Origin of the sequence: Glaciimonas sp. CA11.2, assembly GCF_034314045.1 — a bacterium.
Lineage (GTDB): Bacteria > Pseudomonadota > Gammaproteobacteria > Burkholderiales > Burkholderiaceae_D > Glaciimonas.
Genome location: NZ_JAVIWL010000001.1, coordinates 4,037,283 through 4,061,106, shown reverse-complemented (window position 1 = coordinate 4,061,106; position 23,824 = coordinate 4,037,283). Strand labels below are relative to the sequence as shown.

The following is a 23,824-nucleotide window of genomic DNA, read 5'->3' as shown; positions in this document are numbered from 1 at the left end:
CGCTATCGACCATAGGCCTGATTGAGATTCTGCTGACGCCGTAGATTTCCCATCAGAATACCTAATCGTGCAACCTGCGGCGTCAGCAGATCGCGGATCTCGGCATCATCAGCCAATATTTGTCGGAGTAATAAGTATTTCTTTTCCAACTCAGACGGATCAAGTGGATAGCTCGACTCTATCGTTTTGAGATGATTAACATATCTTCTAAATTCCTCTTCCAGCGGTGGCATTGCGTCCCAATCACCAGCCCGAGCCAATGCCAGCATGCGGCCGGTGATGGGTTTAATTTGCTCGTAACAATGTATTACATCGCTTTGACATCTCATCGCATTCTCTTGTTGTGCTGCTCTATCGGTTCACTTTAGCGCAATGTTGAAACTAAACGGCGTGCTTGACTGAGTTGCCAGACGAGTACCCATTACTGAAATTTCCAGCGGTATCGTCGGGGCTTCTTTCAACTCTTCTTATTTGGATCAATTTCACGCCACGCTGAGCCAATATTTTCCAGTAAGCGAGCCGCCTCATCCAACAGCGCAGGATCGTTACGCAAGTTGGCGAACATCAAACGCTGCTTGATATAGTCATATAAAGCCGACAAATTCGCTACCAGTTCAGCGCCATCCTTACCGCCTATCTCAGCGTCAAGACTTGCCTTCAGGCCGTTATCTATAATATTAATCGCTTTAGAAATGGCATTGCCCTTGGCAACGATCTCTTTATTAACCATATGATGGCGTGCCATGTTAATAGCGGTCCTGGCACCATCAAACAGCAAGGTAATGAGGTGGTGTGGCGAGGCGCTCATAACGGCGCTTTCGACACCCATCTTTGCATAGGCCTGTGCGCCTGAATTGATCACCTTGGAACCTTGTGACGAGTACATGGCTATCTACCTTATTTCGTATTGTTGATTGCGTCGAACTGTTGGGTCAAATAGGTGCTTGTCGCATTTAGTTGGGTGACAATCAAATCCAACGCAGTGAACTGACTTTTATAGCGCGCCATCGTGTCGTCGATTTGCGCAGACATGACCTTGTATTGCTTGCTGAGATCATCCAGCGTCTTATTGACACCGGAAGTAGCCGCCGTCAACATCCCATCTGTAGCGTTAAAACCTTTCAACAATGACGTTAACTGCGTCCCCAAACCAGTGCCGCTATTGCCTGTGGTCCCGCTAAATAATTCTCCAACGCTATCCAGATTAGTGTTCAGTGCCTTACTCAATTTAACTGAATCGATGGACAACGTGCCATCGGTCTGAAGAGAAACACCAATTTGCGAGAGGGAGGCGAATCCACCTGTACTACCTCCAGTGACATTTTGCGGCGTAGTCAGTAATGAACGAATGCCGCTCTGTATTGAGCGTAAGACGGAGTCACCTGATAGTACAGCCCCGGTTTTGCTGGTCCCGTCATACGCAGTCAATGTCGTAGCGGCTTTTTGTAAATTATTATAAGCAGTTACGAACGCCGTTACGGCTGTCGAGACAGCAGTGGTATCGCGCGCCACGGTAAGTGTCGTATTAGCTGCTGAAACAAGGGTCATGCTCACATCTGGAATCGCATCCGTCACCGTATTACTGGCGCTCGTAATAGCGATGCCATTGACGGTCAGTTTCGCATTCATGGCAGACACCGTCTCCTGCATATTTTGATTGCCACCACCCACATTTTGCGACAAAAGATTTTCCAATGCCGCATCACCAGTTACCGAAATCTGCATACTGGAAGTTTCACCAGTCGTATTTGATGTCAGTACCAAACGGTTTGGGTTAGTACCACCATCACTCACAATGGTCGCTGTTACTCCCAGCGTCGTACTCTTATTAATGGCGTCACGAATCCCTTCTAACGTATTACTGGAACTATCAATCGTCACCGAACCGGCAGCACGACTAGCATCTGCCGCGAACGTCGCATTACTATATTTGCCAGTCGATGGATCGAGCGTGCCGCCGGACACTTTCCCGAACTGAATCGTCACCGTGCCGTTACCAATCGACGTTTTAGCACTGGCCTGGCCGACAGCTGCCAGCGTTTGGGCTTGCGCCAATTGCGATACGTTAATAGCGTATGAACCGGCAGCGCCGTTCGCGCCCGCAACTGCCGTCAGCACACTGGCCGAACCTGAAGTCGCTTTCACTGTCTGATACAAAGCGGATGCAGCAAGCGCGCTGGACGCCGTCTGGAAATTATTCAGCAGACTACTCAACGTCCCGTAGGCTGACAATTTAGAGGTATAACTGACCGACTGCGCCTGCAACGCCTGAAGTGGAATCTGCTCAGCGGCCTTTAACTGATCCAGCAAAGGGCCAAGCTGAAGTCCAGACCCAATACCATCGGTAACAATCCCTGTCATGATAAATCTCCAAATTCTGTCATTTGCGTCGCTCTATTAACTTATGCAAAAGCTAATTAAGCGGTATAGATATTAGATTCGCGACTTACCGTTTTTTAGCGGCAATACTGCTAACCAAATTAAATCGATATGTCACGTGCAGCACTTCAACCATTCGCTAACCACTCACGCCTTTGACAATTAGCAAAAGCCAGACTGGTTAACGTAAGTAACGGAAGCAGACAACACAAGCAGATAGGCAATCCAGGACTGTCTAAATGCTTGTTTATCGGATTCACGATCCAGCAACATAATCGATCACCCCACTGCCGTCAGCGAACTAATCGCTGACGGCAACTTCTGATAAATTTATTGCAACAACGACAGAACACTTTGCGTTGTCTTGTTCGCTTGCGACAACACCGAAGTACCGGCTTGTTGCAAGATTTGAGCGCGCGTCATGTTCGACACTTCAGTCGCGTAATTTGCATCTTCAATACGTGAACGTGAAGAAGACAAATTGACGATAGTTGTACCAAGGTTAGAGATCGTGGATGCAAAACGGTTTTGTACCGCACCCAATGAACTACGCAAACCGTCAACGTTCGACAGCGCAGCATCAATGACCGATAACGCGTTGGCGGTAGCAGTGCTGCCACTACCTTTATTTAACGTGAACTTATCAGCATGTGCAGAGTCGTTGTAGACCTGGTTAGAAGCGCTATCGGTGACAGTGCCATTATCATGCACATACAATGTTGCAGCAGTATCAGTCGTTAGCGCACCATTCATATCAACATTCACTGCTTTGGTTGAAGCATCATCAGTGACTGCTACAGTACCAGCAGTATTTTTGACATCGTACTTAGTTCCAGCAAGCGTGATAGCCATCGTACTACCAACAGTAGCGCTGCTAGCACTAAGTTGCGAACTCAACGCTGAGTTGGATATATTGAGACCAGTAGATCCTACAGTAGCAGTGGCTACAGTCAGTGTGTATTTGGCTGCACCTGAAGTGATTACACCACTTGTACCACCTGTCTTACTCATACTTTCAAGAATATCACCGGTACCCGTACCGCCATTGATATTCGCTTGCGGATCACTACCAGCATTAGTTTTTGACAGGTTTCCAGTTGCATCAAGATAAAGAACGGAACCATCATCGGCTGCCGTTAACTTACCACTTGAATCAATTTTGGCATCTTGTGAGGTACCACCAATTTTTACATTGATTGTTGTGAATGCGCCTGCAGCTGGCTTTAAATCCGTGCGTACTTTGGCAAGACTACGTGCCGTATCGGCAAAGTCAAAACTTGTACCGTTAGATTTATACGAAGCGGTTGGATTAACAGAATCCGTGACCGTGTCGCCACTTGCAATCTTGCCAAATACTGTCGACAGCGTCGCAGCGTCCGATGCGCCATATGCTTTGGTATACGCTGTCGTGCCGTTGGTAACAGTCCCAGCTGCGTAACCCGCTGCTTTTAAGTCTTTAACCGCTGCCGTTGAGTTCGCCGTTCCTGAGCCATCGACGTTAAAGCCGTTCATACCTAGCGCAGTGGTGTCCATCTTTTGCAAATTGATGTCAATGGTTTGACCATCGTTTGCACCAACCTGAATGGAGAGCGCTTTGTTTGAGGCTAATACTTTGACGCCATTGAAATCAGTTTGTGCCGATGTACGGTCAATTTCCGCCAAACGTTGGGTAATTTCATCCTGAATCGACTTCAGATCGCTGCCGGAGTTACTACCGTTAGCTGCCTGCACCGCCAGCTCACGAATCCGTTGCAAGTTATTGTTAACTTCGGTCAACGCGCCTTCAGTGGTTTGCGCTAGCGAGATACCATCGTTCGCGTTACGTGAGGCTTGGGTCAAACCGGTGATGTTTGCTGTGAAGCGGTTAGCAATTGCTTGACCTGCCGCATCATCTTTAGCGCTGTTAATCCGCAAACCGGACGATAGGCGCTCAATCGCGGTACTCAACGAAGACTGTGACTTGGTAAGGTTGTTTTGGGTCAGCAGCGAAAGGGAATTGGTGTTAATGACTGATGCCATGGTACGACTCCTATTTGCAAAATTGATGGATGCCGGCTACGTTGCCGTAACGTTGGACCTGTACATTGTGCAAGCCACCATTATGTGCAAGCCACCGTTAATCAGGTTATCGGCAATAGACATCTAAAACTGTAGGGTCGCTTCAAAAAAACCTCACACACTTAGGAAAACGCCACACGCTCAGGTTAGCCACCTAATCTATCAAGCAGGCAAATTCATAATCTCTTGATAAGCACTTACCACTTTATTGCGAACTTGTAGTCCCATTTGAAAGCCTACATTGGCTTTTTGCAAATCCACCATGACGTCATTGAGCGCAACTCCCGGTTTGCCTAGTTCAAACGACTCCGCCTGACCCATCGCGTGCGTTTGCGCATTGCTAATACGCTCCAATGATTTTTTCATTTCACCTGCAAAGCCACCACCAATCGACTCCCCAACAGGATTAGCGGCACTAGACGAAGACGCTCCCGCAACTTGCGCGGTAGCCCGTAATTGCTGCAAAACCGACTCAATTGCCGCTATCGCCATGTTGCTCTCCTCTATTGTTGGGCACATTCATCCACCTAGTATCCCGAAGTGATGAAGCGTACCAGCTATGCCAATCAGGCAAAGCGCCAAGTGATGGCAAAAATCAATCCTATTCCACTGATCAAAAGCCTCTCAAGGCGTCGACAATTGTTAAAGTCGTACAGGCTGTCCGCACAGATTAGTAGTGGCAGCGCATTTTGCATCGATGCTGAATCGATACAAAAACCGGAACACGTTCTCAAAAATGAGGAAATCTGCTTTTTATCACCTAAGCAGAAGCGACAAAAAAACGGCAAAAAAACGGTAAAGAAACGACAAGTGAACGAAAAAAACATATTGCATTTTTTTACATCGAAACTAGCGCAGCTTCGATCTTTATTGACGCCCACCGCGTTTAATTCCGGAGGCTACGAATGAGCGTAGCTTCGACTGGCGCTAAAGAAAATGCAGCAGATACAAATAAATTTTCATTATTAGAACAGCTGCGTGCTAATCCCAAGTTACCAATAATTATTGGCGGCGCGGCGGTGATTGCCGCGATTTTCGCCCTTTGGCTGTGGACGCGTGCGCCCGATTATCGCGTACTGTTTAGCAATCTGTCAGACCGTGACGGCGGCGCCATCATCGCTTCATTGCAGCAAATGAATATCCCTTACAAATTTGCAGACGGCGGTGGCGCTGTCTTGGTCGCATCCGATCAAGTCTACGACGCGCGTCTCAAACTGGCCTCGCAAGGGCTGCCAAAAGGCGGTTCGGTTGGGTTCGAATTGATGGATAATCAAAAATTCGGCGTCAGTCAGTTTGCTGAGCAGGTTAACTATCAACGCGCATTAGAAGGTGAAATTGCCCATTCGATAGAGTCCATCTCTTCCGTCGCTACCGCGCGAATTCATCTCGCCATTCCTAAACCATCGTTATTTGTCCGTGATCAGCAAAAGCCAAGCGCCGCAGTGATCCTGACACTACATCGCGGGCGCGCAATTGATGAGGGCCAGGTGAGCGCCATTGCTCACTTGATTTCCAGCAGTGTGCCGGACTTGAACGCGAATAACGTCACGGTAGTCGATCAAGCAGGAAATCTACTTTCGGTGCCAAGCGCAGGCAATCGCGGGCTGGACGCGAGCCAGCTCAAGTTTTCTCAGGAAATAGAGCAAAGCTATATTCGTCGCATAGAAGCAATTTTGCAACCAATTGTCGGCTCTGGAAATGTGAAGGCCCAAGTTGTGGCCGACATTGACTTTGCAACAGTCGAAAATACCGACGAAAAATATCGCCCAAATCAAGATCCGGAAAAAGCAGCAATCCGCAGTCAGCAATCGAGTGACTCTAATCAACAGGGCGCCACTCCGGCAGGCGGCGTTCCCGGCGCTTTATCGAATCAACCGCCACTCAACCCAACAGCACCGATTGTCACCGCAGCCGCCAACCGACCATTGCCGGGCGCAACGGCCGCTGCCGGTGGTCAATCAACCACGCAGGCAAGCGCAAATCCAATCGGCGCAGCCAATCGGCCTGCAAGTACTGGCGGTTCCAGCAACGTACGCCGCGATGTCACTACCAACTATGAGGTTGACCGCTCAATTCGTCATGTTCAGCAGAGCGCTGGCGGGATCAAACGATTGTCGGTTGCTGTTGTCGTCAATTACCGTGGCATTCGCAATGCTCAGGGAAAAATAGCTGCACAAGCGATTCCGCCAGCTGAACTAGAACAAGTGCGCAATCTCGTCAGGGAAGCAATGGGTTTCAACACTGAACGTGGCGATTCGCTCAATGTTGTCAATAGCCAGTTTGTTTCCTCCGAGATTGTAGAACCGGTATTGCCATGGTGGCAGCAACCTGAAAATATCGCTCTGGGGAAGACATTGGGCCAATACCTGCTCATTGCTGTACTTGGCCTCTGGTTGTGGTTTGGCGTGCTACGGCCATTATTGCGCAAATATCTGGCACCACCATTAGAAGTACCGCAGGCATTGCCAATCAATGCTGAGCCGGCCGAAGACATCCCGGCAGAAACTGTCTCCTTGAGTGCGGAAGCCCAAGTGCGTGCCAACATGCGTCATCAGGAAAATCTGACGCATGCCAAAGCTCTTTCAGAAAAAGATCCAAAGTTGGTGGCGATGGTGATTAAAAATTGGATGGACTCAGGGAAGAACGCCAATGGATAACGAGGGAATCAAAAAAAGCGCAATCCTCCTGTTATCACTCGGCGAGGATGGCGCCGCCAATGTATTTAAACATATGACACCGCAGGCTGTGCAGGCGCTGTGTGTAGTTATGTCCCAATTGCGTAACGTAAAGCGCGATCACATTTCAACGGTACTCGACGAATTTCGGGTAGAGACCGAGCAATTCTCGGCCATCAGTCTGGATTCAAGTAGCTATATCCGTGCCGTTCTGAATAAAGCGGTCGGCGGCGATCGTGCCTCCGACCTGATGGAAGACATTCTCAATTCGGCCGACCATACGCGTGGTATCGAAAGCCTGAACTGGCTCGAAGCGACTGAAGTCGCCGAACTGATTCGCGACGAACACCCGCAAATTATCGCCACCATGATGGTGCATCTGGAGCGCAGCAAGGCATCCAAAGTATTGGAATTACTCGACGAACGTCTGCGTCATGATGTGGTTCTCCGGATTGCTACTTTTGGTGGTGTACAACCTGCTGCATTGAATGAACTAACCGAAGTATTGTCTGGTCTGCTTTCCGGACATGGCACAAAACGCAGTCGACTTGGCGGTGTCCGCGCAGCCGCAGAAATGCTTAATTTAATGAGTAGTGCGCAGGAAGAGTCGGTCATTCAACACGTACGGAATTACGATGACGATTTGGCACAACGCATTGTTGACGAGATGTTCCTGTTCGAAAACCTGCTGGAAATCGACGACCGCGGCATTCAAATGCTGTTGAAGGAAATCGAATCGGAAACACTCATCATCGCTCTCAAAGGTGCACCGCAGGAATTACGCGACAAATTCCTCAACAATATGTCACAACGCGCTGCAGAAATGTTACGTGACGATTTAGAACTACGTGGGCCGGTACGTGTGTCTCAAGTAGAAACCCATCAGAAAGTGATTCTACAAATTGTCCGGCGCTTAGCTGATTCTGGTGAAATTATCATGGGCGGGCAAGGCGATGACGCGTTTGTCTGATCTCGATCATAAGTCAGCACCACCGAAGTCGCTTGCCAAGCGACCCACCGCCTTAAAGTCCAAAGAGTCTTTAAGCGCGTGGGAACGTTGGGAAATGGGATCATTCCAGACAACCGGACCTGCCGCACCTCCACCCGGCAGCGCCAGTCAAGACCTTTCGGCTAATGAAGAACCTACTCTAAAACAACTCCAACCCGTGCTCCTGATTGATGAGGCCGAACTGACACGACTGCGGACCGAAGCAGTTCAGGCGGGCCAGGAAGAAGGCCTTAAGTTAGGTTACCTCGAAGGTCAAAAGCAAGGCTATGCCGACGCTATTGCCCTGGGCGAAAGTGAAGCAAGCCAATTGCGTGTGCTCACGGCTTCGCTATCAAGCGCCTTACGCAATGTAGATAAAGAAATCGCCGATGATCTGATAACGCTGGCGCTGGACATTGCGCGACAATTGGTTTTAAGGGAACTCGCGACTGATCCAGAATTGATTCTGATAGCAGTCCGGTCGCTATTGCAAACTGAGCCTGCCCTGAGTGGCAACCCCCGACTTTTACTGCATCCGGAAGATTTGACGCTGGTCAAACAATATCTGTCTGATGACCTGCAAACCGCGGGCTGGTTGCTGCGCGCTGATCCCAGTCTGAACCGCGGCGGATGTAGAGTGCATGCGACCAGCGGTGAAATCGACGCCACACTAGAAACACGCTGGCACCGGATAACGACTGCACTTGGTCGCAGCGAAAAAAATCTTAATCATTCGCCATGATTAAAATGAACCTCCACGAAACCGATAACTACGCCGATACCGATCTTGCCGCCTCGGCGGCGACCAACGCCCATCTTCAAACCTGGCGGCGGAGTCTTGGTAGTGCCAGTATCGATATTGCTCGCAGCACACCAATCCGCACTTACGGTCGGCTGACGCGCGCCGTCGGTTTGGTGTTGGAAGCGGTCGGATTACGTTTGCCGGTCGGCAGTGATTGCCTGATCGAATTGCCTCAAGGTTATTCCCAACGTACCACCGAAGCCGAAGTCGTCGGCTTTGCCGGTGACCGTACCTTTTTGATGCCACGGAGTGAAGTCGCTGGCTTGATACCCGGTGCACGCGTCTATCCAATGACGGCAGCACCCTCCTCGCTGATAGCAAACGATGCTGAATCAGGCCATATTGATGAGCCAACAATACAGAACGGTGCCAAGCGTTTGCCAGTCGGTTCGGGCATGCTGGGACGTGTGGTCGATGCTATGGGACGTCCACTGGATGACTTAGGGCCGCTCAATTTTTCCCGTGAAGTGCCACTTTCTGCTGCGCCAATCAATCCATTGACCCGCGCGCCGATTGACTCAGTGCTGGATGTCGGTGTACGCGCCATCAATGCTTTACTGACAGTCGGGCGCGGTCAGCGCATGGGCTTATTTGCCGGCTCCGGCGTCGGTAAAAGCGTATTGCTCGGCATGATGGCGCGCTATACGAGCGCTGACGTAATAGTGGTTGGCTTGATCGGCGAACGCGGCCGCGAAGTAAAAGATTTTATAGAAAACACGCTCGGCGCAGAAGGAATGGCGCGTGCAGTAGTCGTTGCCGCACCAGCAGACACATCGCCATTACTCCGTCTGCAAGGGGCCGCTTATGCAACTTGTCTGGCTGAATTTTTCCGCGATCAAGGCAAAGATGTATTACTGATCATGGACTCACTGACGCGCTATGCTATGGCACAGCGTGAAATTGCGTTAGCGGTCGGCGAACCACCCGCGACTAAGGGGTATCCACCATCGGTATTTGCCAAGTTGCCAGCATTGGTTGAAAGAGCCGGTAACGGTGCACGCGACGCCAGTGGACAAGGTGGATCGATTACCGCTTTTTATACAGTGCTGACAGAAGGCGATGACCAGCAAGATCCCATCGCTGACGCCGCCCGTGCCATTCTGGATGGTCACATCGTCCTATCGCGCAGCCTGGCTGAAGCGGGCCACTATCCGGCAATTGATATCGAGGCATCCATTAGCCGCGCCATGACCGCATTGATCACGCCACTACAATTTGCATCGGTTCGGCACTTCAAGCAAATGCTATCGCGCTACCAACGTAATCGTGATTTGATCAGTGTCGGTGCATATGCCGCCGGTAATGACCTGCAATTGGATAAGGCCATCGCACACTATCCTGAAATCGAAGCATTTTTACAGCAGGAGATGGATGAACGTACCGGTGTCGAAGAGTCACTGGCCCGATTAAATGCCATCTTTTCCCGGTCCTGACCCGATCTGAAAGAAGCCCATGTCCAATACTTTACCGCTCGCCATGTTAATTGAACTGGCTCAAAATAAAACCGACGAATCTACTCGTCGACTCGGCCAACTACAAAATGCCCACACCAGCGCAGCGCAAAAATTGGCGTTGCTACTGGAATATCGACAAGAGTATTACGATAAGCTGCAAGCCCAAATGCGCGATGGCGTGCCGTCGGCGCGGTGGCGTAACTTTCAGCATTTCATCGGAACATTAGACGGTGCTATCGACCAGCAAAGTGCGATTGCCGCGCAAGCGGATACGCGCTTGTCGAATGGCCGTATCGACTGGCAACAGAACAAACGTCGTCTGTCATCATTCGGCACCTTAGCCGAACGCAATCGACAACGACAACTTGGCATAATCAACAAGCGTGAACAACGCGATAGCGACGAACATGCCGCCCGACAATTCCAGTTGCGTACCGCGACGGACTAATTTTTAAGGAACTCTCATGTCTCTCGCTCTTGCGGCCATCGCCGTTACTCAAAGTAATTTCGTTAGTGACAGTTCTTCGATTAAAAATATCGACCAAAATGCAGCGCATAGTTTTGGGAAAGAATTCGATCAGTCTCTTGAAAAGAGTCGGTCCGCCAGCAAGGACACAGACCCGAGCGCAGAAAAGACATCGGATCAACCGCTGAAAAAACACCTTGAACTTACGAGCCTCGATCAAACAACATCACCAGATCAAACGCCATCATTAGGGCTCGCCCTGATGGAGATCAGTGAAAAGCCCGCTGTAACGGCAAAAGGTGTTACAACCGATGTCCCGTCCAACCCTCTTAACACTCTTCCATCGGCGGCAGATACACAATTGCGAGATGCGATGGCGACGACCAACAATAGCAACCGCCATCATTCTCACGCTACTACCAAAGAGTTCAGTACAGATAACGATCAGGTTAGTGATCAAACTCACTACGGCACTGCTGCTGAGTCAGCCCTCAGCAAGAGCAATGTGAGTATTGATCAAAGGTTGTTTGGCCAATCGACGGAACACAGGCAAACCGCGTTAAATGATAGCAAGACAGCAAACACGGAAGACAAGATAGCCTCGCCCGCTGAAAAAACGCATGCACAGAATATCCTTGCAAATGGGACTGGTTTCCAACAGCAATTTGATAAAGGTAACGACCAAAGCCGTAAAGAAGAGCAATCCAGTGCAAAGCATGCGCTGGCAACGGCAACATCCAAGACAATCGCAGGAGATCTTGCAGCCAACACAAGCCCTATTTTGGATCAGTTTAATATTGCAGGATCAGCTGCAATGATACCGGTTGTGCATTCTTCGCCGTTATCGCCAAATATGAATAACCTCGACACGAACCTGACCAATCCTGTGCAACTGCACCTCGGTCCTTCGGTCGCCAGCGGTGATTGGGGTACGGCGTTAGGAAAACAAGTGGTATGGATGGGCAACAATAACCAACCCGTCGCCGAACTACATTTGAACCCGCCAGACTTAGGTCCATTAAAAGTGACGCTGACTTTCAATGACAATCAGGCACAAGCGCAGTTCATATCAGCCCATCAATCAGTACGGGCAGCCATCGAAGCAGCGTTGCCGCAGTTGCGTAGTTCACTTGCGGAAAATGGTATTAATCTAAGCAATACGTCAGTCAGCGCCGATGCACAACAACAGCAACAACAGCAACAAAGCGCCTTTACACAACATGACGGAAAGCAATCCGGCCAGCACAACCACGGAAGCACAGAATCAGGATTGTTGGCGCAGTCGAAGACAAATCAGAACGTGACCGTTCAACCATTGCGCCCTCAAAGCAGCCGTGGCGTTGATACATTTGTATGAGGCGGTAGCACCAAGCAGTGATATCAAGTGTTTTTTTAACAATGAAGACTCCAGAAACTGTACGTCGATATTTTCCTGCTTGCGGTAACAATTTCTTCAGCATGTTTATCACAATCAATTGGGCCGAAGTGGGACAAGGTTTATTTCGAGCAAACAGCTAGTAGTCGAAGCGCTGAGTTGAAGTAATTTATCCCTTTTGATTAGCAGATAGTTTCTGGCGCTTATCGCCAACAATGAACGTCAGAATTTTATGCAGGCATATGATGGCGACCATTATTACCAAACCAGCGGCAATATCGAAAAAAGCCAAGGTTGTTTTCTCCGTAACGCTATTACTCGTCGCGGCCATTACTGGCGCTATTGCCTATTATATAGGCAGCATTAATAACGTCGCTCGCACCAATCTGAGTACGCCGCAAGAAGTCAAAATTGAAGCACCCATTTTTGTTGCGTTAGAGCCATTCACAGTCAATTTGCGCTCGGATGAGCGTGAGCGCTTTCTTCATATCGGCATCACGCTAAAAGTCGCAGATGCGGGATCACAGAGCACAATTGCACAGTATTTACCTGAGGCCCGCAGTCGGGTTTTGTTGATGCTAGCGGATCGAACACCAGATTCTCTGATCACGGCAGACGACAAAAAACAACTATCCGTCGAAATTCTTAAGACGCTCAGCAAGCCTCTTTCAGCTGACAAGCTGACACAGCGGATAACCGACGTTCTGTTTACTTCGTTCGTGGTGCAATGACATTCTGATATAGAGATATTAAATCAAGGCGATTAAAAAATATGAAGCCAAAGCGCCCCAATGGACGATCAAATAGATGTGGCCATTGAAGATGAATAATTAGCGAAAACAGCAGACTTTTAATAAAGTGCAATAGTAATGATGAGATTATTCAATGGCTTATGAACAGCTACTGTCTCAAGATGAGGTAGACGCTTTACTACAAGGCGTCGCTGGTGATTCTGAGAACACACCGCTGCCACCCATTGCACCGGGCAGCGTCCAGTCTTACAACCTGGGGACCCAGGAGCGTATCGTACGCGGCCGCCTCCATACACTTGAAATTATCAATGAACGCTTCGCACGCCAATTGCGCAGAGGATTGTTCAACTTCATGCGTCGCACTGCTGATATTTCTGTGGGAGCGGTAAATATTCAGAAGTACAGTGAGTTTGTCCGGCATTTACCCGTTCCAGCGAATATCAATCTGGTGCACATGAAGCCGTTACGCGGCACGGCACTTTTCGTCTTCGACCCTAATCTGGTATTTTTGGTAGTCGATAATCTGTTCGGTGGCGAAGGTCGCTTTCATATGCGGGTTGAAGGACGCGATTTCACACAAACCGAGCACCGGATCATCCGACGTTTGCTGGATCTGGCGCTGGAAAGCTACCGCGCTGCTTTTAAACCCGTCTATCCCATCGAATTTGAATATATTCGTGCAGAGATGCATACCAAGTTTGCCAATATTGCGACTCCGAATGAAGTCGTAGTCAATACAACGTTCCACATCGAATTCGGCCCGATTGGCGGTGCGCTTCACGTCTGTATTCCGTATTCGATGATTGAGCCAATTCGTGATCTGCTCTCCAATCCGTTACAGGACGAAGTGGAAATAGACAAGCGATGGGTGAAGCAACTATCGCAACAAGTGCAAAGTGCAGACGTCAAGCTAAAAGCCGATTTCATCACCCTGCCATCAACTATCGGCCAGCTATTGCAACTAAAAGTAGGCGACGTTTTGCCGATCGATATGCCAGAAACGATTCTGGCAAAGGTTGACAATGTTCCTGTGATGGAATGTGGCTACGGTACATCAAATGGCCGCTACGCATTGCGTGTAAAGAAAATGATTAATCACCGCGAAAGCGATGCAAGTAAGGGGAACGACAATGAGTGATGACAAGCAATCGGACAAAACCAACAATGCGGCCGATGACTGGGCCAGTGCGCTGGCGGAACAAACCATGGGATCATCACCAACGGCACCCGTTCCGATGACCACAGCAGAAAAGACTGAAAGCACAGCCAACGTATTCCAGCCTTTACGCGGCGAAGGCGTGGGCGTCGATGTTCCCAAAGCAGATATCGATATGATTCTCGATATTCCGGTACAACTGACTGCCGAGCTGGGTCGCACCCGCATTACCATCAAGAATTTGCTACAACTAGCGCAAGGCTCAATAGTCGAGTTGGATGGGCTCGCCGGTGAACCTATGGATGTGTTAATTAACGGTTATTTAATTGCGCAAGGTGAAGTCGTTGTCGTGAACGAAAAATTTGGTATTCGTCTGACCGATATCATTACACCGTCTGAACGCATTCATAAACTGAATCGATAATGTTGTCGTCTACCTCTGCGAAGCGATTGATCGCGATTTTATGCATGCTGCTGACCGTACCGGCGCTAGCCAACGCATCGTCAGCATCTAATACAATCGGAACGCCTTTAGCATCAACAGTTAGTGCAGCATCTGCGCCGGCATTCGCTGCGGCCTCGGGAGCTGGCGTGGCCGGCTCTCCGTCTTGGGGCGCTGCGGGATTACTGCAAGCTGCTTTCGGTTTGATTGTAGTCCTCGCCCTGATTTTTTTATGCGCATGGGTGGCGCGTCGTCTGGGTATGCAACGTCAAGGCAACGGCAGCCTGCTCAAAGTAGTCAGTAGCACAATGGTCGGCCAGCGCGAACGGGTTGTGATTGTCGAAGTCGCTGGCACGTGGGTCATACTTGGCGTCACGCCGGGACGAATCAATGCGCTACATACCATGTCCGCTGAAGCGACGACTGAATCAGTTGTATCGGCTGGGTCGGCTTTATCAAATAAGCCATTTGGTAGCGGGCTTGCCGCCAGCTTTGCGCAAAAGCTACAAAAATCGATGCTAGGCCAACAAACAATGAACCAGTTCAACACCAAGCCAGCAGAAAATTCAAAGTCCGACTAATGTCAGCACCAAACCTATTTCGTCAAGACACCGGTGTCCGCCTTACGGTTGCCGCCCTGATTCTATTTTTTGCCTTAATGCCTGCGCTTGCCAGTGCACAAGGAATTCCGGGCATCACCACCACACCAGGTCCTGGAGGCGGCCAAACCTGGTCGCTGAGTGTCCAGACGATGCTGCTGCTGACATCGCTGTCGTTCCTGCCCGCAATTTTACTGACCATGACGGGCTTCACTCGCATCATCATCGTGCTCGGATTATTACGGACGGCCATCGGTGCACAGTCCTCGCCACCAAATCAAATATTGGTTGGATTAGCACTCTTTCTGACCTTCTTTGTCATGTCTCCGGTATTCGATAAAGCTTATACCGACGGTTACAAACCTTTCTCTGAAAATAAAATCACCGCAGAGCAAGCACTCGAAAGAGGTGTTCAACCCTTTAAACAATTCATGCTAAAACAAACCCGCGAAGCCGATCTGGCCTTGTTTGCCAGATTAGCCAATACCGGTCCAATGCAAGGTCCAGAGGAAGTGTCGCTCAGGATTTTGGTACCGGCATTTGTCATCAGTGAGTTAAAAACGGCATTCCAGATCGGCTTCACCATCTTCATCCCTTTTTTGATCGTCGATCTGGTCGTCGCCAGTGTCCTGATGTCAATGGGGATGATGATGGTGCCGCCCGCCACCATCGCGTTACCATTCAAACTCATGCTATTCGTATTGGTTGATGGCTGGCATTTGTTGGTCGGCGCTCTGGCCCAAAGTTTTTATACCTAGAGCACATCTTTTTTATTCCCGTTTATTGCCTATCCAAAATGACTCCTGAAACAGTAATGGCCCTTGGCTATCAAGCCATGAAAATCACCTTGTTACTAGGTGCTCCGCTACTATTGGTCGCGCTCATCACCGGCCTTATTATCAGCCTGTTCCAGGCGGCGACCCAGATCAACGAGATGACGCTCTCGTTCATTCCAAAGCTACTTGCGGTATTCGCCACTCTGGTTATTGCTGGTCCATGGATGCTCAATATCATTCTCGACTACATGCGTCAGTTGTTCTCCGGCATTCCACAACTGGTTGGCTAATGCAGCCAGCTCTATCCGTCACATCTGCACAGCTAACCTTTTGGATAGCGGCATTTTTATGGCCGTTTGTAAGGATGTTAGCGCTAATTAGCACGGCCCCAATATTTGGTGAAGCGATCGTCCAACGCCCACTGAAGGTCGGACTGGCAGCGCTGCTGGCAATGGCGATAGGCCCTACTCTCGGTCCGATGCCGAACGTTCCATTAGTATCTGCTGGCGGTGTCTGGATTTTGATGCAGCAGGTAATAATCGGTGGCGCGATGGGATTTTGCATGAAAATGGTATTTGCAGCGGTGCAGTCAGCGGGCGATTACGCAGGCCTGCAAATGGGCTTATCGTTCGCTTCCTTTTTCGATCCGACCAGCGGCGGCAATACCATGGTCTTGTCGCGGCTTCTGAACATGTTAGCTATGTTGATTTTTTTGGCACTGGACGGTCATCTGATGGTGATCGCTACATTGGCGGAAAGTTTTCATATCTTGCCAATTTCTGATGCGCCACTCAGTGCAAATGGTTGGTATGTTTTAGTTCTCGCAGGGGCGAATGTGTTCTCTGCCGGACTGATGTTGGCGTTACCGTTAATTGCTGCATTGCTGACGTTAAATCTGGCAATGGGGATTCTCAATCGGGCATCGCCTCAGTTGAGTATTTTTGCGGTAGGGTTTCCTTTGACGTTGCTTGGTGGGATAGTGGTTTTGCAGATGTTGATTCCGCACTTGGGGGTGTTTCTTGAGCGGGAATTTGCTTGGGGGATGGGGACTATGTTGGGGGTTGTGCGTGGGTTGAGGGGATAGGTTGGTCGGTTGTGATTGTTTGTTTTGCTGACTTGGTTTTTATTTCGTGATGAATTGGATCTTGGTTAAAAGCGACTTCAAAGGCAGCACAAGGTGCCAAATTTCGGTATTATTTAATTAAAATGGTTAGTGCTCCGTGGAAGCTTGTCGGGCTACCCCGGACCAGCTTCCACGGAGCACCAAACCACGTTAATTAACGAAAACCAAAAACGTAAAAAACGCACCAAGAAAGCATTCAATGGAAAACTTCATCTCAAGATCCTATCTATTTGTCCCTGCAAACCGCCCAGAACGCTTCGACAAAGCCTGCGCAACAAACGCCGACGTAGTAATCATAGATTTAGAAGACGCAGTCCCAGCAAGCGAAAAAGAATCCGCCCGCAAAGCACTAAAAGCCTGGCTATCTCCAGAAAAATCAGTATTAGTAAGAATCAACAGCGCCGACAGCGAATGGTTCAGCGAAGACCTGAGTTTATGCAAAATGCCAGGCATAGCAGGCATAGTGCTCCCCAAAGCCGACCGCATAGACGACCTAGCCGTAATCGCCCACGCCGGCGCAGAAATCATCCTACCACTCATAGAAAGCGCCCAAGGCATGTCCAATGTCAACGCACTAGCCCGATCACCCCGCGTGCAGCGCCTACTATTCGGCTCAATCGACTTCAGCCTCGACCTCGGCATCACCGAAGGTCATCAGGAATTACTCTACTTCCGCTCCACACTAGTACTCGCCTCCCGCGTGGCAGGCATCCAGGCCCCGGTAGACGGCGTCACAACCAGCATCGACGACATCGACGCAATCCGCAACGACACCCAACAAGCGCGGCGATTAGGATTCGGCGGCAAACTCTGCATTCATCCAAAACAGGTAAATTATGTCAACGAAGGATTCGACCCTAGCGCAACCGAACTAAGCTGGGCCAAACGCGTGCTTGAAGCAGCGTCCACAGCCAATGGCGCAGCCGTAGCCATCGACGGGAAAATGGTAGACCGACCGGTCATGTTACTCGCGCAACGGATACTGAGCGACGCCGAACGTCGAAGCCGTCAACAAAAAAATACCTGATAAAAAAGGGTTCCATCGTCAAAACATTGGAACCCTTCAATCCCTTGAACCAACAACCCAAATAATTGGCTTATTCGACAGCATTCGGCCACTGAAACAACGGCAATTGCTTCTGAATAAAACGACTAACCGCATCACGATGGTATCCGGTCGAACGCGCCAACCCCTGACCATTCGCCTCCATCTCCAACATCGTCGCAAGATTGCTATCCAGCGAAGTATTAAGAGCGCGCTTGGTCAAGCTAAGCGCCGTCTGCGATGCCTGGGTAAAACTCAACGCCAGTTGCCGCGCCCGTGCATCAATACGCTCGGCTGAATGTATTTCAAACACGATGCCCAAGTGCCGGGCTTCTTCAGCATCAACTTCCCGCGTCGAAAACGCCAGTTCCTTAGCGCGTTGCAGACCGACCACGCGTGGCAACGTATACAACATCCCGCAATCAGGTATCAACCCCAACCGTAAAAAGGGCATGCAAAAACGCGCACGCGGTGTGGCAATAATAAAATCAGCTGCCAGTGCCAAACCGAAGCCAGCGCCATAAGCCGGACCATCCACCGCCGCGATCACTGGCCGGTCAAGGTTAAGCAAATCAGCCAGCCACCTATGCAAATCAGCCATACGGTTGCGTGCCTCTTCTGCATTGGCTCCGGCATCCATCGTACGCACATCACCGCCCGCACAAAAAGCACCACCCGAACCAGCGAGGATGAGTGCACGAATTCCGCGGTCGCTCTTAATCGAGGACACCACTTCACTCACTTCCCGCCGCATCACCATATCAAGCGCGTTCTTTTGCTTTGGCCGGTTCAGAGTCAGCGTTGCAACCCCTTCCGATACGGTATAAATAATTGTTTCCATTTCTGTCTGATCCATTTGAGTCTCCGTCAGGACTTAATTTAATTGCAGCGCAAGCGTCAGGATCAGATCGGGTCCCAACTAAATACATCGGCAGACCGATCAAGCGCAAAAAATGAGGCCTTCAACGCTGGCATCGCGTGTTCTGCGATGCTCTCGGGCGTCCACCCCTCCGAGCGGTGCACTGACCGTACCGGACGCGGCTGGCTCATCAGAATAATTTCATTGTTACGCACGGCGAACACTTGTGCGTTGACATCTTTTGCGGCATCGCTAGCCAGATAAACCGCGAGCGGAGCAATCTTGTCTGGTGTCATCAGTTTGAGTTTATCGACTCTCGCTTGCTCTGCTGGCGTGTCGGTTGGGATCGAACTGGTCATGCGACTCCATGCAAACGGACAGATACAATTGGACCGCACGTTGAAGCGTTGCATGTCCAACGCAATCGATTTCGACAACGCGGTCACACCCAATTTGGCGGCCGAATAATTAGCCTGCCCCAAATTGCCCACCAAGCCAGAAGCCGAGGTCATGTGAACCAGACTGCCCGAACCCTGCTCTTTGAAATGCAATGCGGCGGCTTTGCTGGTGTAAAAAGCGCCATAGAGATGGACCTTTAATACAGTATCCCAGTCTTCCGCGCTAAGCTTGTGAAAAATCCGGTCACGTAATATGCCAGCATTGTTAACCACGCAATCGATACGACCGAAATGATCAAGCGCAGATTCGATGATGCGCGCTGCGCTACTTGCCTCGGATACGCTATCGCTGTTGGCAATTGCCTGCCCGCCAAATGCTTTGATCTCGTCAACGACCTTCTGGCCCGGGTTGACCGCCAGCGGATCGCCGCTGAGTGAAGCGCCAATATCATTGACGATCACTTTAGCGCCAGAACGTGCCATCGCCAGCGCAATATCGCGGCCAATGCCACCACCCGCGCCGGTCACAACGACTACTTTGCCTTCAATCATGTGGGAATTTGTCATATCGTAGATCCTTGAATATTATTTAAAGTGCCGCTTCTGTGCCAAGAATGGCCGTCGCCTGCGCTGACAGCGTGCCACCGTTGGCATGCACGATGGCGGTTTGCGCACCTTCAATCTGCCGATCGCCGCCCTCACCGCGCAACTGGCGCACCGCCTCGACCGTGATGAACATGCCGTACATGCCGGGATGCACGCAAGACAGGCCGCCACCGTTGGTATTGACCGCTAACCGGCCGCCGGGCGCAATGCCGCCGTTGGCGACAAACGCACCACCCTCGCCTTTTTTGCAAAAGCCCAGATCTTCCAAAAACAGAATGGTATTAATGGTGAAGGCGTCATACAGTTCCACCACGTCGATATCGGACGGCGTCATGCCTGCCATCGCAAACGCTCGCTCGCCAGATTCTTTGGCAGCCGTGACTGTCACGTCCGGCATGCTGGATATCTGGCGATGCCAGGTCGCGCTGGCATTGCCTAACATGTAGACAGGTTTTTTCGCTAAATGTTTGGCGCGATCGGCACGCACCATGACATACGCAGCAGCACCATCGGTGACCAGACAGCAATCGCGTACAGACAGCGGATCAGCGACCATCCGGGATTTCAATACATCCTCAATCGACAATGGATCGCGCATAAATGCTTCTGGATTAAGTTGCGCCCATTTACGTGCAGATACCGCCACTTCGGCTAACTGTTCTCGCGTGGTGCCGTATTGATGCATATGACGTGCCGCGGCAAGCGCATAGGCCGATATCGGCATCGCTGGCTGGTACACGCTTTCGTAAGGCATTGGATCAAGGATACGGCGCGCCTGACCACTTTCCGCACGACCAATAGTACCGGTGCGCTGGGTGCTGCCGTAACACACCAACACTGCGTCACAGATGCCCGCATTGAGCGCCATCGCGGCTGGCATCATGTGCGATACAAAGCTGGAGCCGCCTACCATCGTGCTATCGATTAGCTTAGGCTGAATGCCCAGATATTCAGCAACCGGCAAACCCCACATGACAGCATTGACGCTGGCGGTGCAAATACCATCAATATCGCGCATATGCAGGCCAGCATCGCGTACGGCGTTATGCGCCGCTTCGGCCAGAATTTCCAATTCCGTGCGCCCGTGCGCCTCACCCAGGCCAGCTTGACCGATGCCAACAATGGCGACTGAACCTCTCAATTCTCGCACATCACGCGGGCTCATTGTGCGTCTCCAGCTGGCGTAAAAATAATCATGGTTTGCGCGTTTTCTGTAACGATGCTGGCTTTCACTGCCATTCCAATGCTGATCTGATCGAACCGAATACCATCCACCCGACTCATCATGCGCACGCCCTCCTCCAAATCAATCAGCGCAATGTTCAGGTCGCCACCGGCATCCGCTTTGCGCCGCACTATCGTCGTTGAATATACCGTTCCGTTGCCGCTGGGCGTGACCCAGGCTAGATTTGGAGAACCGCAATGGCTACAGATGACGCGTGGATAAAACACGTGTTTTGTGCAAGCGCCGCAGCGTTGAATCTGGAAAGTGCCAGCCTTCAGGGCGTCGTAATACACCTTTTCTGGTCCCGCGCCTGTGAACATGGTGGACTCTGACATATTCTTATTCCTTTTTAGAGGTATTGCTGATGTTATAAAAGTTGCAAAGCCAGCCTCCAAAGCCTAAGAACTCAGGCAGGCATAGTTGCGTAATTTTTTTATAGCGCGTCCAGAATCTGCTGTCTGGCCATCCGGTATTCAGCGCTTAGTCGGGCGATGAGTTGTGCTGTCGGCGGTCTGTCATTGATGTTGCCGATACCCTGTCCCGCACTCCAGACGTCCTTCCAGGCCTTCGGTTTGTTGAAATCCATCTTGGACGGATCAGAGACCGGCAAGTTGTCCGGATCCAGACCGTTACGCGTGATGCTCGCCTTCAGATAGTTCGCCGGTACGCCAGAAAAATACGGCGTATAAACGATATCGGCTGCGCTTGCATCCATGATCATCTGCTTGTGTTCGTCGTCTGCGCTCGCTTCCTGCGTGGCGATAAAGCGCGTCCCGATATAAGCCAGATCGCAACCCATCGCTTGTGCCGCAAGAATCGCGCTACCGTTTGTAATCGCGCCGGATAAAACGACCAAACCATCGTAAAAACTGCGGACCTCATTCACCAGCGCAAACGGGCTGAGTGTTCCTGCATGACCGCCAGCTCCAGCGCATACCAGAATCAATCCGTCGACACCGGCAGCCAGTGCTTTTTTTGCATGACGCACATTGACGACATCACTCAGCACAATGCCGCCATAGCCGTGGACCTGTTCGACCAGCCCTTCAGGCGATCGCAATGAAGTAATAATAATCGGCACCTGTTGGCGTATGCACACTTCCAAATCTTCTTGCAAACGTTTGTTCGATGGATGGACGATTTGATTCACAGCAAACGGTGCAACCTTCGCATCCGGGTGTACGGCTTGATATTCAGCCAACGCTAGTTTGATGCGCACGATCCATTTTTCCAGCTCTTCCTGTGGCCGTGCATTCAGCGCCGGAAACGAACCGACGATACCGGCGCAGCACTGCGCTATGACCAGTTCCGGGCCAGAAACAATGAACATTGGCGATGCAATAACTGGCAGCGCCAACTTGCCTTTTAATTGTGCGGGTAAAGGCATTACTGCTTCTCCTGAGAGTTTTGATGAGATTCAAACGCACGGCGCACGATGACTGAAGAATAATAGTTGTCGAATAACATCTCGTCTCGTCAACTTTCCGCATTTGACTTTTAGTAAGACTGCAATTCCGGTTTCATCGTAGAATGTCAGACTCGTTAATTCCGTACAATTCACATTTTTCAAAGAGGGAATTAGGCTTAGCTTAACTACACCGCCGCGACTTCAACGTGACGGCTGGCTTGCCTTGTTAAAACACATGGCTATTCATTTCGACTTGGTTGATCTCAGGTTATTTGTCTATATCGCAGAAGAAAACAGCCTGACGCGCGCCGCGGTTCGAGCTCACCTGTCACTGCCAGCTGCAAGTATCAGGATCAAGAATCTCGAACAATCGATTGGCACCAAGCTGCTCAATCGCGAAAATCACGGCGTCACACTACGACCGCCGGGGCAGGCTTTGTTGCATCATGCAAGACAAGTTCTCAATCAGCTGGAAAACTTGCGCGGCGATCTGCAGGAATACGCTCACGGCATTAAAGGCCACGTTCGGATACTGGCTAACACAACGGCAATGACAGAGTTTCTCCCCAATGTATTGAGTCATTTCCTCTCAACCCGTCCAGATATCAATATCGACCTGCGCGAACGTCTCAGCAGCGATATCGTGCGTGCCGTCAGCGAAGGCACCACCGATATCGGCATCGTCGCAGGCACCGTGCGCACCGAAGGTCTGCACGTCACACCGTACCGCAGTGACCGTCTGGTGCTGGTTACCGGCCCTGACCATATATTGGCGCAAAACGGGCCAGTCAGTTTTGCCGATACACTGGAATACGACTTCATCGGGTTGCACGAAGGAAGCGCCATCCATTCATTCCTCGCCAACGTCGCCAGCGAACTACGCGTCACACTGAGACTTCGGATTCAGGTCAGCGGCTTCGAAACAGTGTGTCGTATGGCTGAAGCAAATATTGGCATCGCGATCTTGCCCGAATCGGCTGCGCGACGTTACTCCAGACACATGGCAATCAAGATCACACGATTAAGTGATTTATGGGCCATCCGCAATCTGGTCACCTGTGTTCAGGACCCGGAAATGCTGCCTACTTTCGCACGCGAGTTGATGACATGCCTGGAACTGGACCGCGATGAACATCTCGCGTTTGACCGAGCCTGAAAATTACAGGTAGCGTGCCGACACGCTACCTTATTCAATTAAATCGGGCCTTCATCGTACGGTTCGGCACGGCTGTGTAGAC

The 23,824-nt window shown here is 50.6% G+C and carries 25 protein-coding genes; 15 read left to right on the top strand and 10 right to left on the bottom strand.

Annotation, left to right across the window (positions count from 1 at the left end):
- Positions 1-2: 2 nt before the first annotated feature.
- From RGU75_RS17615 to fliE, 5 genes are all read right to left on the bottom strand, one after another.
- Positions 3-329, bottom strand: coding sequence for a flagellar protein FliT (locus RGU75_RS17615; RefSeq protein WP_322238179.1), 327 nt, complete (start codon positions 327-329; stop codon positions 3-5).
- A gap of 128 nt (positions 330-457) precedes the next feature.
- Complete coding sequence (fliS, locus tag RGU75_RS17610; protein ID WP_322238177.1) at positions 458-886, bottom strand: flagellar export chaperone FliS; 429 nt, start codon at positions 884-886, stop codon at positions 458-460.
- Positions 887-897: 11 nt separating this feature from the next.
- A complete protein-coding gene (fliD, locus tag RGU75_RS17605; RefSeq protein WP_322238174.1) occupies positions 898-2,361 on the bottom strand; it encodes a flagellar filament capping protein FliD in 1,464 nt (487 codons plus the stop codon).
- 348 nt (positions 2,362-2,709) lie between these two features.
- Complete coding sequence (locus RGU75_RS17600) at positions 2,710-4,398, bottom strand: flagellin (RefSeq protein WP_322238172.1); 1,689 nt, start codon at positions 4,396-4,398, stop codon at positions 2,710-2,712.
- A gap of 201 nt (positions 4,399-4,599) precedes the next feature.
- Entirely contained in the window at positions 4,600-4,929 is a 330-nt protein-coding gene (fliE, locus tag RGU75_RS17595; RefSeq protein ID WP_322238170.1) for a flagellar hook-basal body complex protein FliE, read from the bottom strand.
- Between the two features lie 413 nt (positions 4,930-5,342).
- Between fliE and fliF the strand changes: the two genes are divergently transcribed.
- The 14 genes from fliF to RGU75_RS17525 all read left to right on the top strand — a co-directional run bounded on the left by fliF (position 5,343) and on the right by RGU75_RS17525 (position 18,072).
- The gene (fliF, locus tag RGU75_RS17590; protein WP_322238168.1) at positions 5,343-7,094 is read left to right on the top strand and encodes a flagellar basal-body MS-ring/collar protein FliF; all 1,752 of its coding nucleotides are present in this window, start codon (positions 5,343-5,345) and stop codon (positions 7,092-7,094) included.
- Positions 7,087-8,082: a flagellar motor switch protein FliG gene (gene fliG / locus RGU75_RS17585; RefSeq protein ID WP_322238167.1), complete on the top strand. Its 996-nt coding sequence runs from the start codon at positions 7,087-7,089 to the stop codon at positions 8,080-8,082. The genes fliF and fliG overlap by 8 nt, the downstream gene beginning before the upstream one ends.
- Positions 8,039-8,842 (top strand): flagellar assembly protein FliH, encoded by an 804-nt coding sequence (gene fliH / locus RGU75_RS17580; protein ID WP_322238165.1) that lies wholly within the window; start codon positions 8,039-8,041, stop codon positions 8,840-8,842. Before fliG ends, fliH begins: the two co-directional genes overlap by 44 nt.
- A gap of 5 nt (positions 8,843-8,847) precedes the next feature.
- On the top strand, positions 8,848-10,335 hold the full coding sequence (gene fliI / locus RGU75_RS17575; protein WP_322238163.1) for a flagellar protein export ATPase FliI: 1,488 nt from the start codon (positions 8,848-8,850) through the stop codon (positions 10,333-10,335).
- A 19-nt stretch (positions 10,336-10,354) separates the two neighbouring features.
- Positions 10,355-10,804 carry a flagellar export protein FliJ gene (fliJ, locus tag RGU75_RS17570; RefSeq protein WP_322238161.1) on the top strand — a complete coding sequence of 150 codons (450 nt, stop codon included), beginning with the start codon at positions 10,355-10,357 and terminating at the stop codon, positions 10,802-10,804.
- Positions 10,805-10,820: 16 nt separating this feature from the next.
- Positions 10,821-12,179, top strand: a complete 1,359-nt coding sequence (locus RGU75_RS17565; protein ID WP_322238159.1) for a flagellar hook-length control protein FliK — start codon at positions 10,821-10,823, stop codon at positions 12,177-12,179.
- 260 nt (positions 12,180-12,439) lie between these two features.
- Entirely contained in the window at positions 12,440-12,928 is a 489-nt protein-coding gene (gene fliL / locus RGU75_RS17560; protein WP_322238156.1) for a flagellar basal body-associated protein FliL, read from the top strand.
- Positions 12,929-13,082: 154 nt separating this feature from the next.
- On the top strand, positions 13,083-14,087 hold the full coding sequence (gene fliM / locus RGU75_RS17555) for a flagellar motor switch protein FliM (protein WP_322238154.1): 1,005 nt from the start codon (positions 13,083-13,085) through the stop codon (positions 14,085-14,087).
- Entirely contained in the window at positions 14,080-14,529 is a 450-nt protein-coding gene (gene fliN, locus RGU75_RS17550; RefSeq protein ID WP_322238152.1) for a flagellar motor switch protein FliN, read from the top strand. The genes fliM and fliN overlap by 8 nt, the downstream gene beginning before the upstream one ends.
- Complete coding sequence (fliO, locus tag RGU75_RS17545; protein ID WP_322238150.1) at positions 14,529-15,128, top strand: flagellar biosynthetic protein FliO; 600 nt, start codon at positions 14,529-14,531, stop codon at positions 15,126-15,128. Before fliN ends, fliO begins: the two co-directional genes overlap by 1 nt.
- Positions 15,128-15,904, top strand: a complete 777-nt coding sequence (fliP, locus tag RGU75_RS17540; RefSeq protein WP_322238148.1) for a flagellar type III secretion system pore protein FliP — start codon at positions 15,128-15,130, stop codon at positions 15,902-15,904. Before fliO ends, fliP begins: the two co-directional genes overlap by 1 nt.
- A gap of 38 nt (positions 15,905-15,942) precedes the next feature.
- Positions 15,943-16,212 (top strand): flagellar biosynthesis protein FliQ, encoded by a 270-nt coding sequence (fliQ, locus tag RGU75_RS17535; protein ID WP_322238146.1) that lies wholly within the window; start codon positions 15,943-15,945, stop codon positions 16,210-16,212.
- Positions 16,212-17,006: a flagellar biosynthetic protein FliR gene (gene fliR, locus RGU75_RS17530; RefSeq protein WP_322238144.1), complete on the top strand. Its 795-nt coding sequence runs from the start codon at positions 16,212-16,214 to the stop codon at positions 17,004-17,006. The genes fliQ and fliR overlap by 1 nt, the downstream gene beginning before the upstream one ends.
- A gap of 238 nt (positions 17,007-17,244) precedes the next feature.
- Positions 17,245-18,072, top strand: coding sequence for a CoA ester lyase (locus tag RGU75_RS17525; protein WP_322238142.1), 828 nt, complete (start codon positions 17,245-17,247; stop codon positions 18,070-18,072).
- A gap of 70 nt (positions 18,073-18,142) precedes the next feature.
- Here the strand turns inward: RGU75_RS17525 and RGU75_RS17520 are convergent, their stop codons facing one another.
- The 5 genes from RGU75_RS17520 to RGU75_RS17500 all read right to left on the bottom strand — a co-directional run bounded on the left by RGU75_RS17520 (position 18,143) and on the right by RGU75_RS17500 (position 22,565).
- A complete protein-coding gene (locus tag RGU75_RS17520; protein ID WP_322240635.1) occupies positions 18,143-18,931 on the bottom strand; it encodes an enoyl-CoA hydratase/isomerase family protein in 789 nt (262 codons plus the stop codon).
- Between the two features lie 62 nt (positions 18,932-18,993).
- On the bottom strand, positions 18,994-19,899 hold the full coding sequence (locus RGU75_RS17515) for an SDR family NAD(P)-dependent oxidoreductase (protein WP_322240633.1): 906 nt from the start codon (positions 19,897-19,899) through the stop codon (positions 18,994-18,996).
- Positions 19,900-19,936: 37 nt separating this feature from the next.
- On the bottom strand, positions 19,937-21,118 hold the full coding sequence (locus RGU75_RS17510) for a thiolase (protein WP_322238140.1): 1,182 nt from the start codon (positions 21,116-21,118) through the stop codon (positions 19,937-19,939).
- Complete coding sequence (locus tag RGU75_RS17505) at positions 21,115-21,513, bottom strand: Zn-ribbon domain-containing OB-fold protein (RefSeq protein WP_322238138.1); 399 nt, start codon at positions 21,511-21,513, stop codon at positions 21,115-21,117. The genes RGU75_RS17510 and RGU75_RS17505 overlap by 4 nt, the downstream gene beginning before the upstream one ends.
- Before the next feature lie 98 nt (positions 21,514-21,611).
- The gene (locus RGU75_RS17500; protein WP_322238136.1) at positions 21,612-22,565 is read right to left on the bottom strand and encodes a nitronate monooxygenase family protein; all 954 of its coding nucleotides are present in this window, start codon (positions 22,563-22,565) and stop codon (positions 21,612-21,614) included.
- Between the two features lie 256 nt (positions 22,566-22,821).
- Here RGU75_RS17500 and RGU75_RS17495 point away from each other — a divergent pair, with 256 nt between their 5' ends.
- A complete protein-coding gene (locus tag RGU75_RS17495) occupies positions 22,822-23,742 on the top strand; it encodes a LysR substrate-binding domain-containing protein (protein ID WP_322238134.1) in 921 nt (306 codons plus the stop codon).
- Positions 23,743-23,824: the final 82 nt, after the last annotated feature.

Bases quoted from the DNA above. Each gene is read 5' to 3' on its own strand.
- RGU75_RS17510 (WP_322238140.1), bottom strand. From the start codon at position 21,118: ATGAGCCCGCGTGATGTGCGAGAATTGAGAGGTTCAGTCGCCATTGTT.
- fliJ (WP_322238161.1), top strand. From the start codon at position 10,355: ATGTCCAATACTTTACCGCTCGCCATGTTAATTGAACTGGCTCAAAAT.
- RGU75_RS17615 (WP_322238179.1), bottom strand. From the start codon at position 329: ATGAGATGTCAAAGCGATGTAATACATTGTTACGAGCAAATTAAACCC.
- RGU75_RS17525 (WP_322238142.1), top strand. From the start codon at position 17,245: ATGGAAAACTTCATCTCAAGATCCTATCTATTTGTCCCTGCAAACCGC.
- RGU75_RS17565 (WP_322238159.1), top strand. From the start codon at position 10,821: ATGTCTCTCGCTCTTGCGGCCATCGCCGTTACTCAAAGTAATTTCGTT.
- fliM (WP_322238154.1), top strand. From the start codon at position 13,083: ATGGCTTATGAACAGCTACTGTCTCAAGATGAGGTAGACGCTTTACTA.
- fliO (WP_322238150.1), top strand. From the start codon at position 14,529: ATGTTGTCGTCTACCTCTGCGAAGCGATTGATCGCGATTTTATGCATG.
- fliR (WP_322238144.1), top strand. From the start codon at position 16,212: ATGCAGCCAGCTCTATCCGTCACATCTGCACAGCTAACCTTTTGGATA.
- fliD (WP_322238174.1), bottom strand. From the start codon at position 2,361: ATGACAGGGATTGTTACCGATGGTATTGGGTCTGGACTTCAGCTTGGC.
- RGU75_RS17515 (WP_322240633.1), bottom strand. From the start codon at position 19,899: ATGATTGAAGGCAAAGTAGTCGTTGTGACCGGCGCGGGTGGTGGCATT.
- RGU75_RS17495 (WP_322238134.1), top strand. From the start codon at position 22,822: ATGGCTATTCATTTCGACTTGGTTGATCTCAGGTTATTTGTCTATATC.
- fliL (WP_322238156.1), top strand. From the start codon at position 12,440: ATGATGGCGACCATTATTACCAAACCAGCGGCAATATCGAAAAAAGCC.
- fliS (WP_322238177.1), bottom strand. From the start codon at position 886: ATGTACTCGTCACAAGGTTCCAAGGTGATCAATTCAGGCGCACAGGCC.
- RGU75_RS17520 (WP_322240635.1), bottom strand. From the start codon at position 18,931: ATGGAAACAATTATTTATACCGTATCGGAAGGGGTTGCAACGCTGACT.
- fliG (WP_322238167.1), top strand. From the start codon at position 7,087: ATGGATAACGAGGGAATCAAAAAAAGCGCAATCCTCCTGTTATCACTC.
- fliP (WP_322238148.1), top strand. From the start codon at position 15,128: ATGTCAGCACCAAACCTATTTCGTCAAGACACCGGTGTCCGCCTTACG.
- fliE (WP_322238170.1), bottom strand. From the start codon at position 4,929: ATGGCGATAGCGGCAATTGAGTCGGTTTTGCAGCAATTACGGGCTACC.
- RGU75_RS17505 (WP_322238138.1), bottom strand. From the start codon at position 21,513: ATGTCAGAGTCCACCATGTTCACAGGCGCGGGACCAGAAAAGGTGTAT.
- RGU75_RS17600 (WP_322238172.1), bottom strand. From the start codon at position 4,398: ATGGCATCAGTCATTAACACCAATTCCCTTTCGCTGCTGACCCAAAAC.
- fliQ (WP_322238146.1), top strand. From the start codon at position 15,943: ATGACTCCTGAAACAGTAATGGCCCTTGGCTATCAAGCCATGAAAATC.
- fliI (WP_322238163.1), top strand. From the start codon at position 8,848: ATGAACCTCCACGAAACCGATAACTACGCCGATACCGATCTTGCCGCC.
- fliN (WP_322238152.1), top strand. From the start codon at position 14,080: ATGAGTGATGACAAGCAATCGGACAAAACCAACAATGCGGCCGATGAC.
- RGU75_RS17500 (WP_322238136.1), bottom strand. From the start codon at position 22,565: ATGCCTTTACCCGCACAATTAAAAGGCAAGTTGGCGCTGCCAGTTATT.
- fliF (WP_322238168.1), top strand. From the start codon at position 5,343: ATGAGCGTAGCTTCGACTGGCGCTAAAGAAAATGCAGCAGATACAAAT.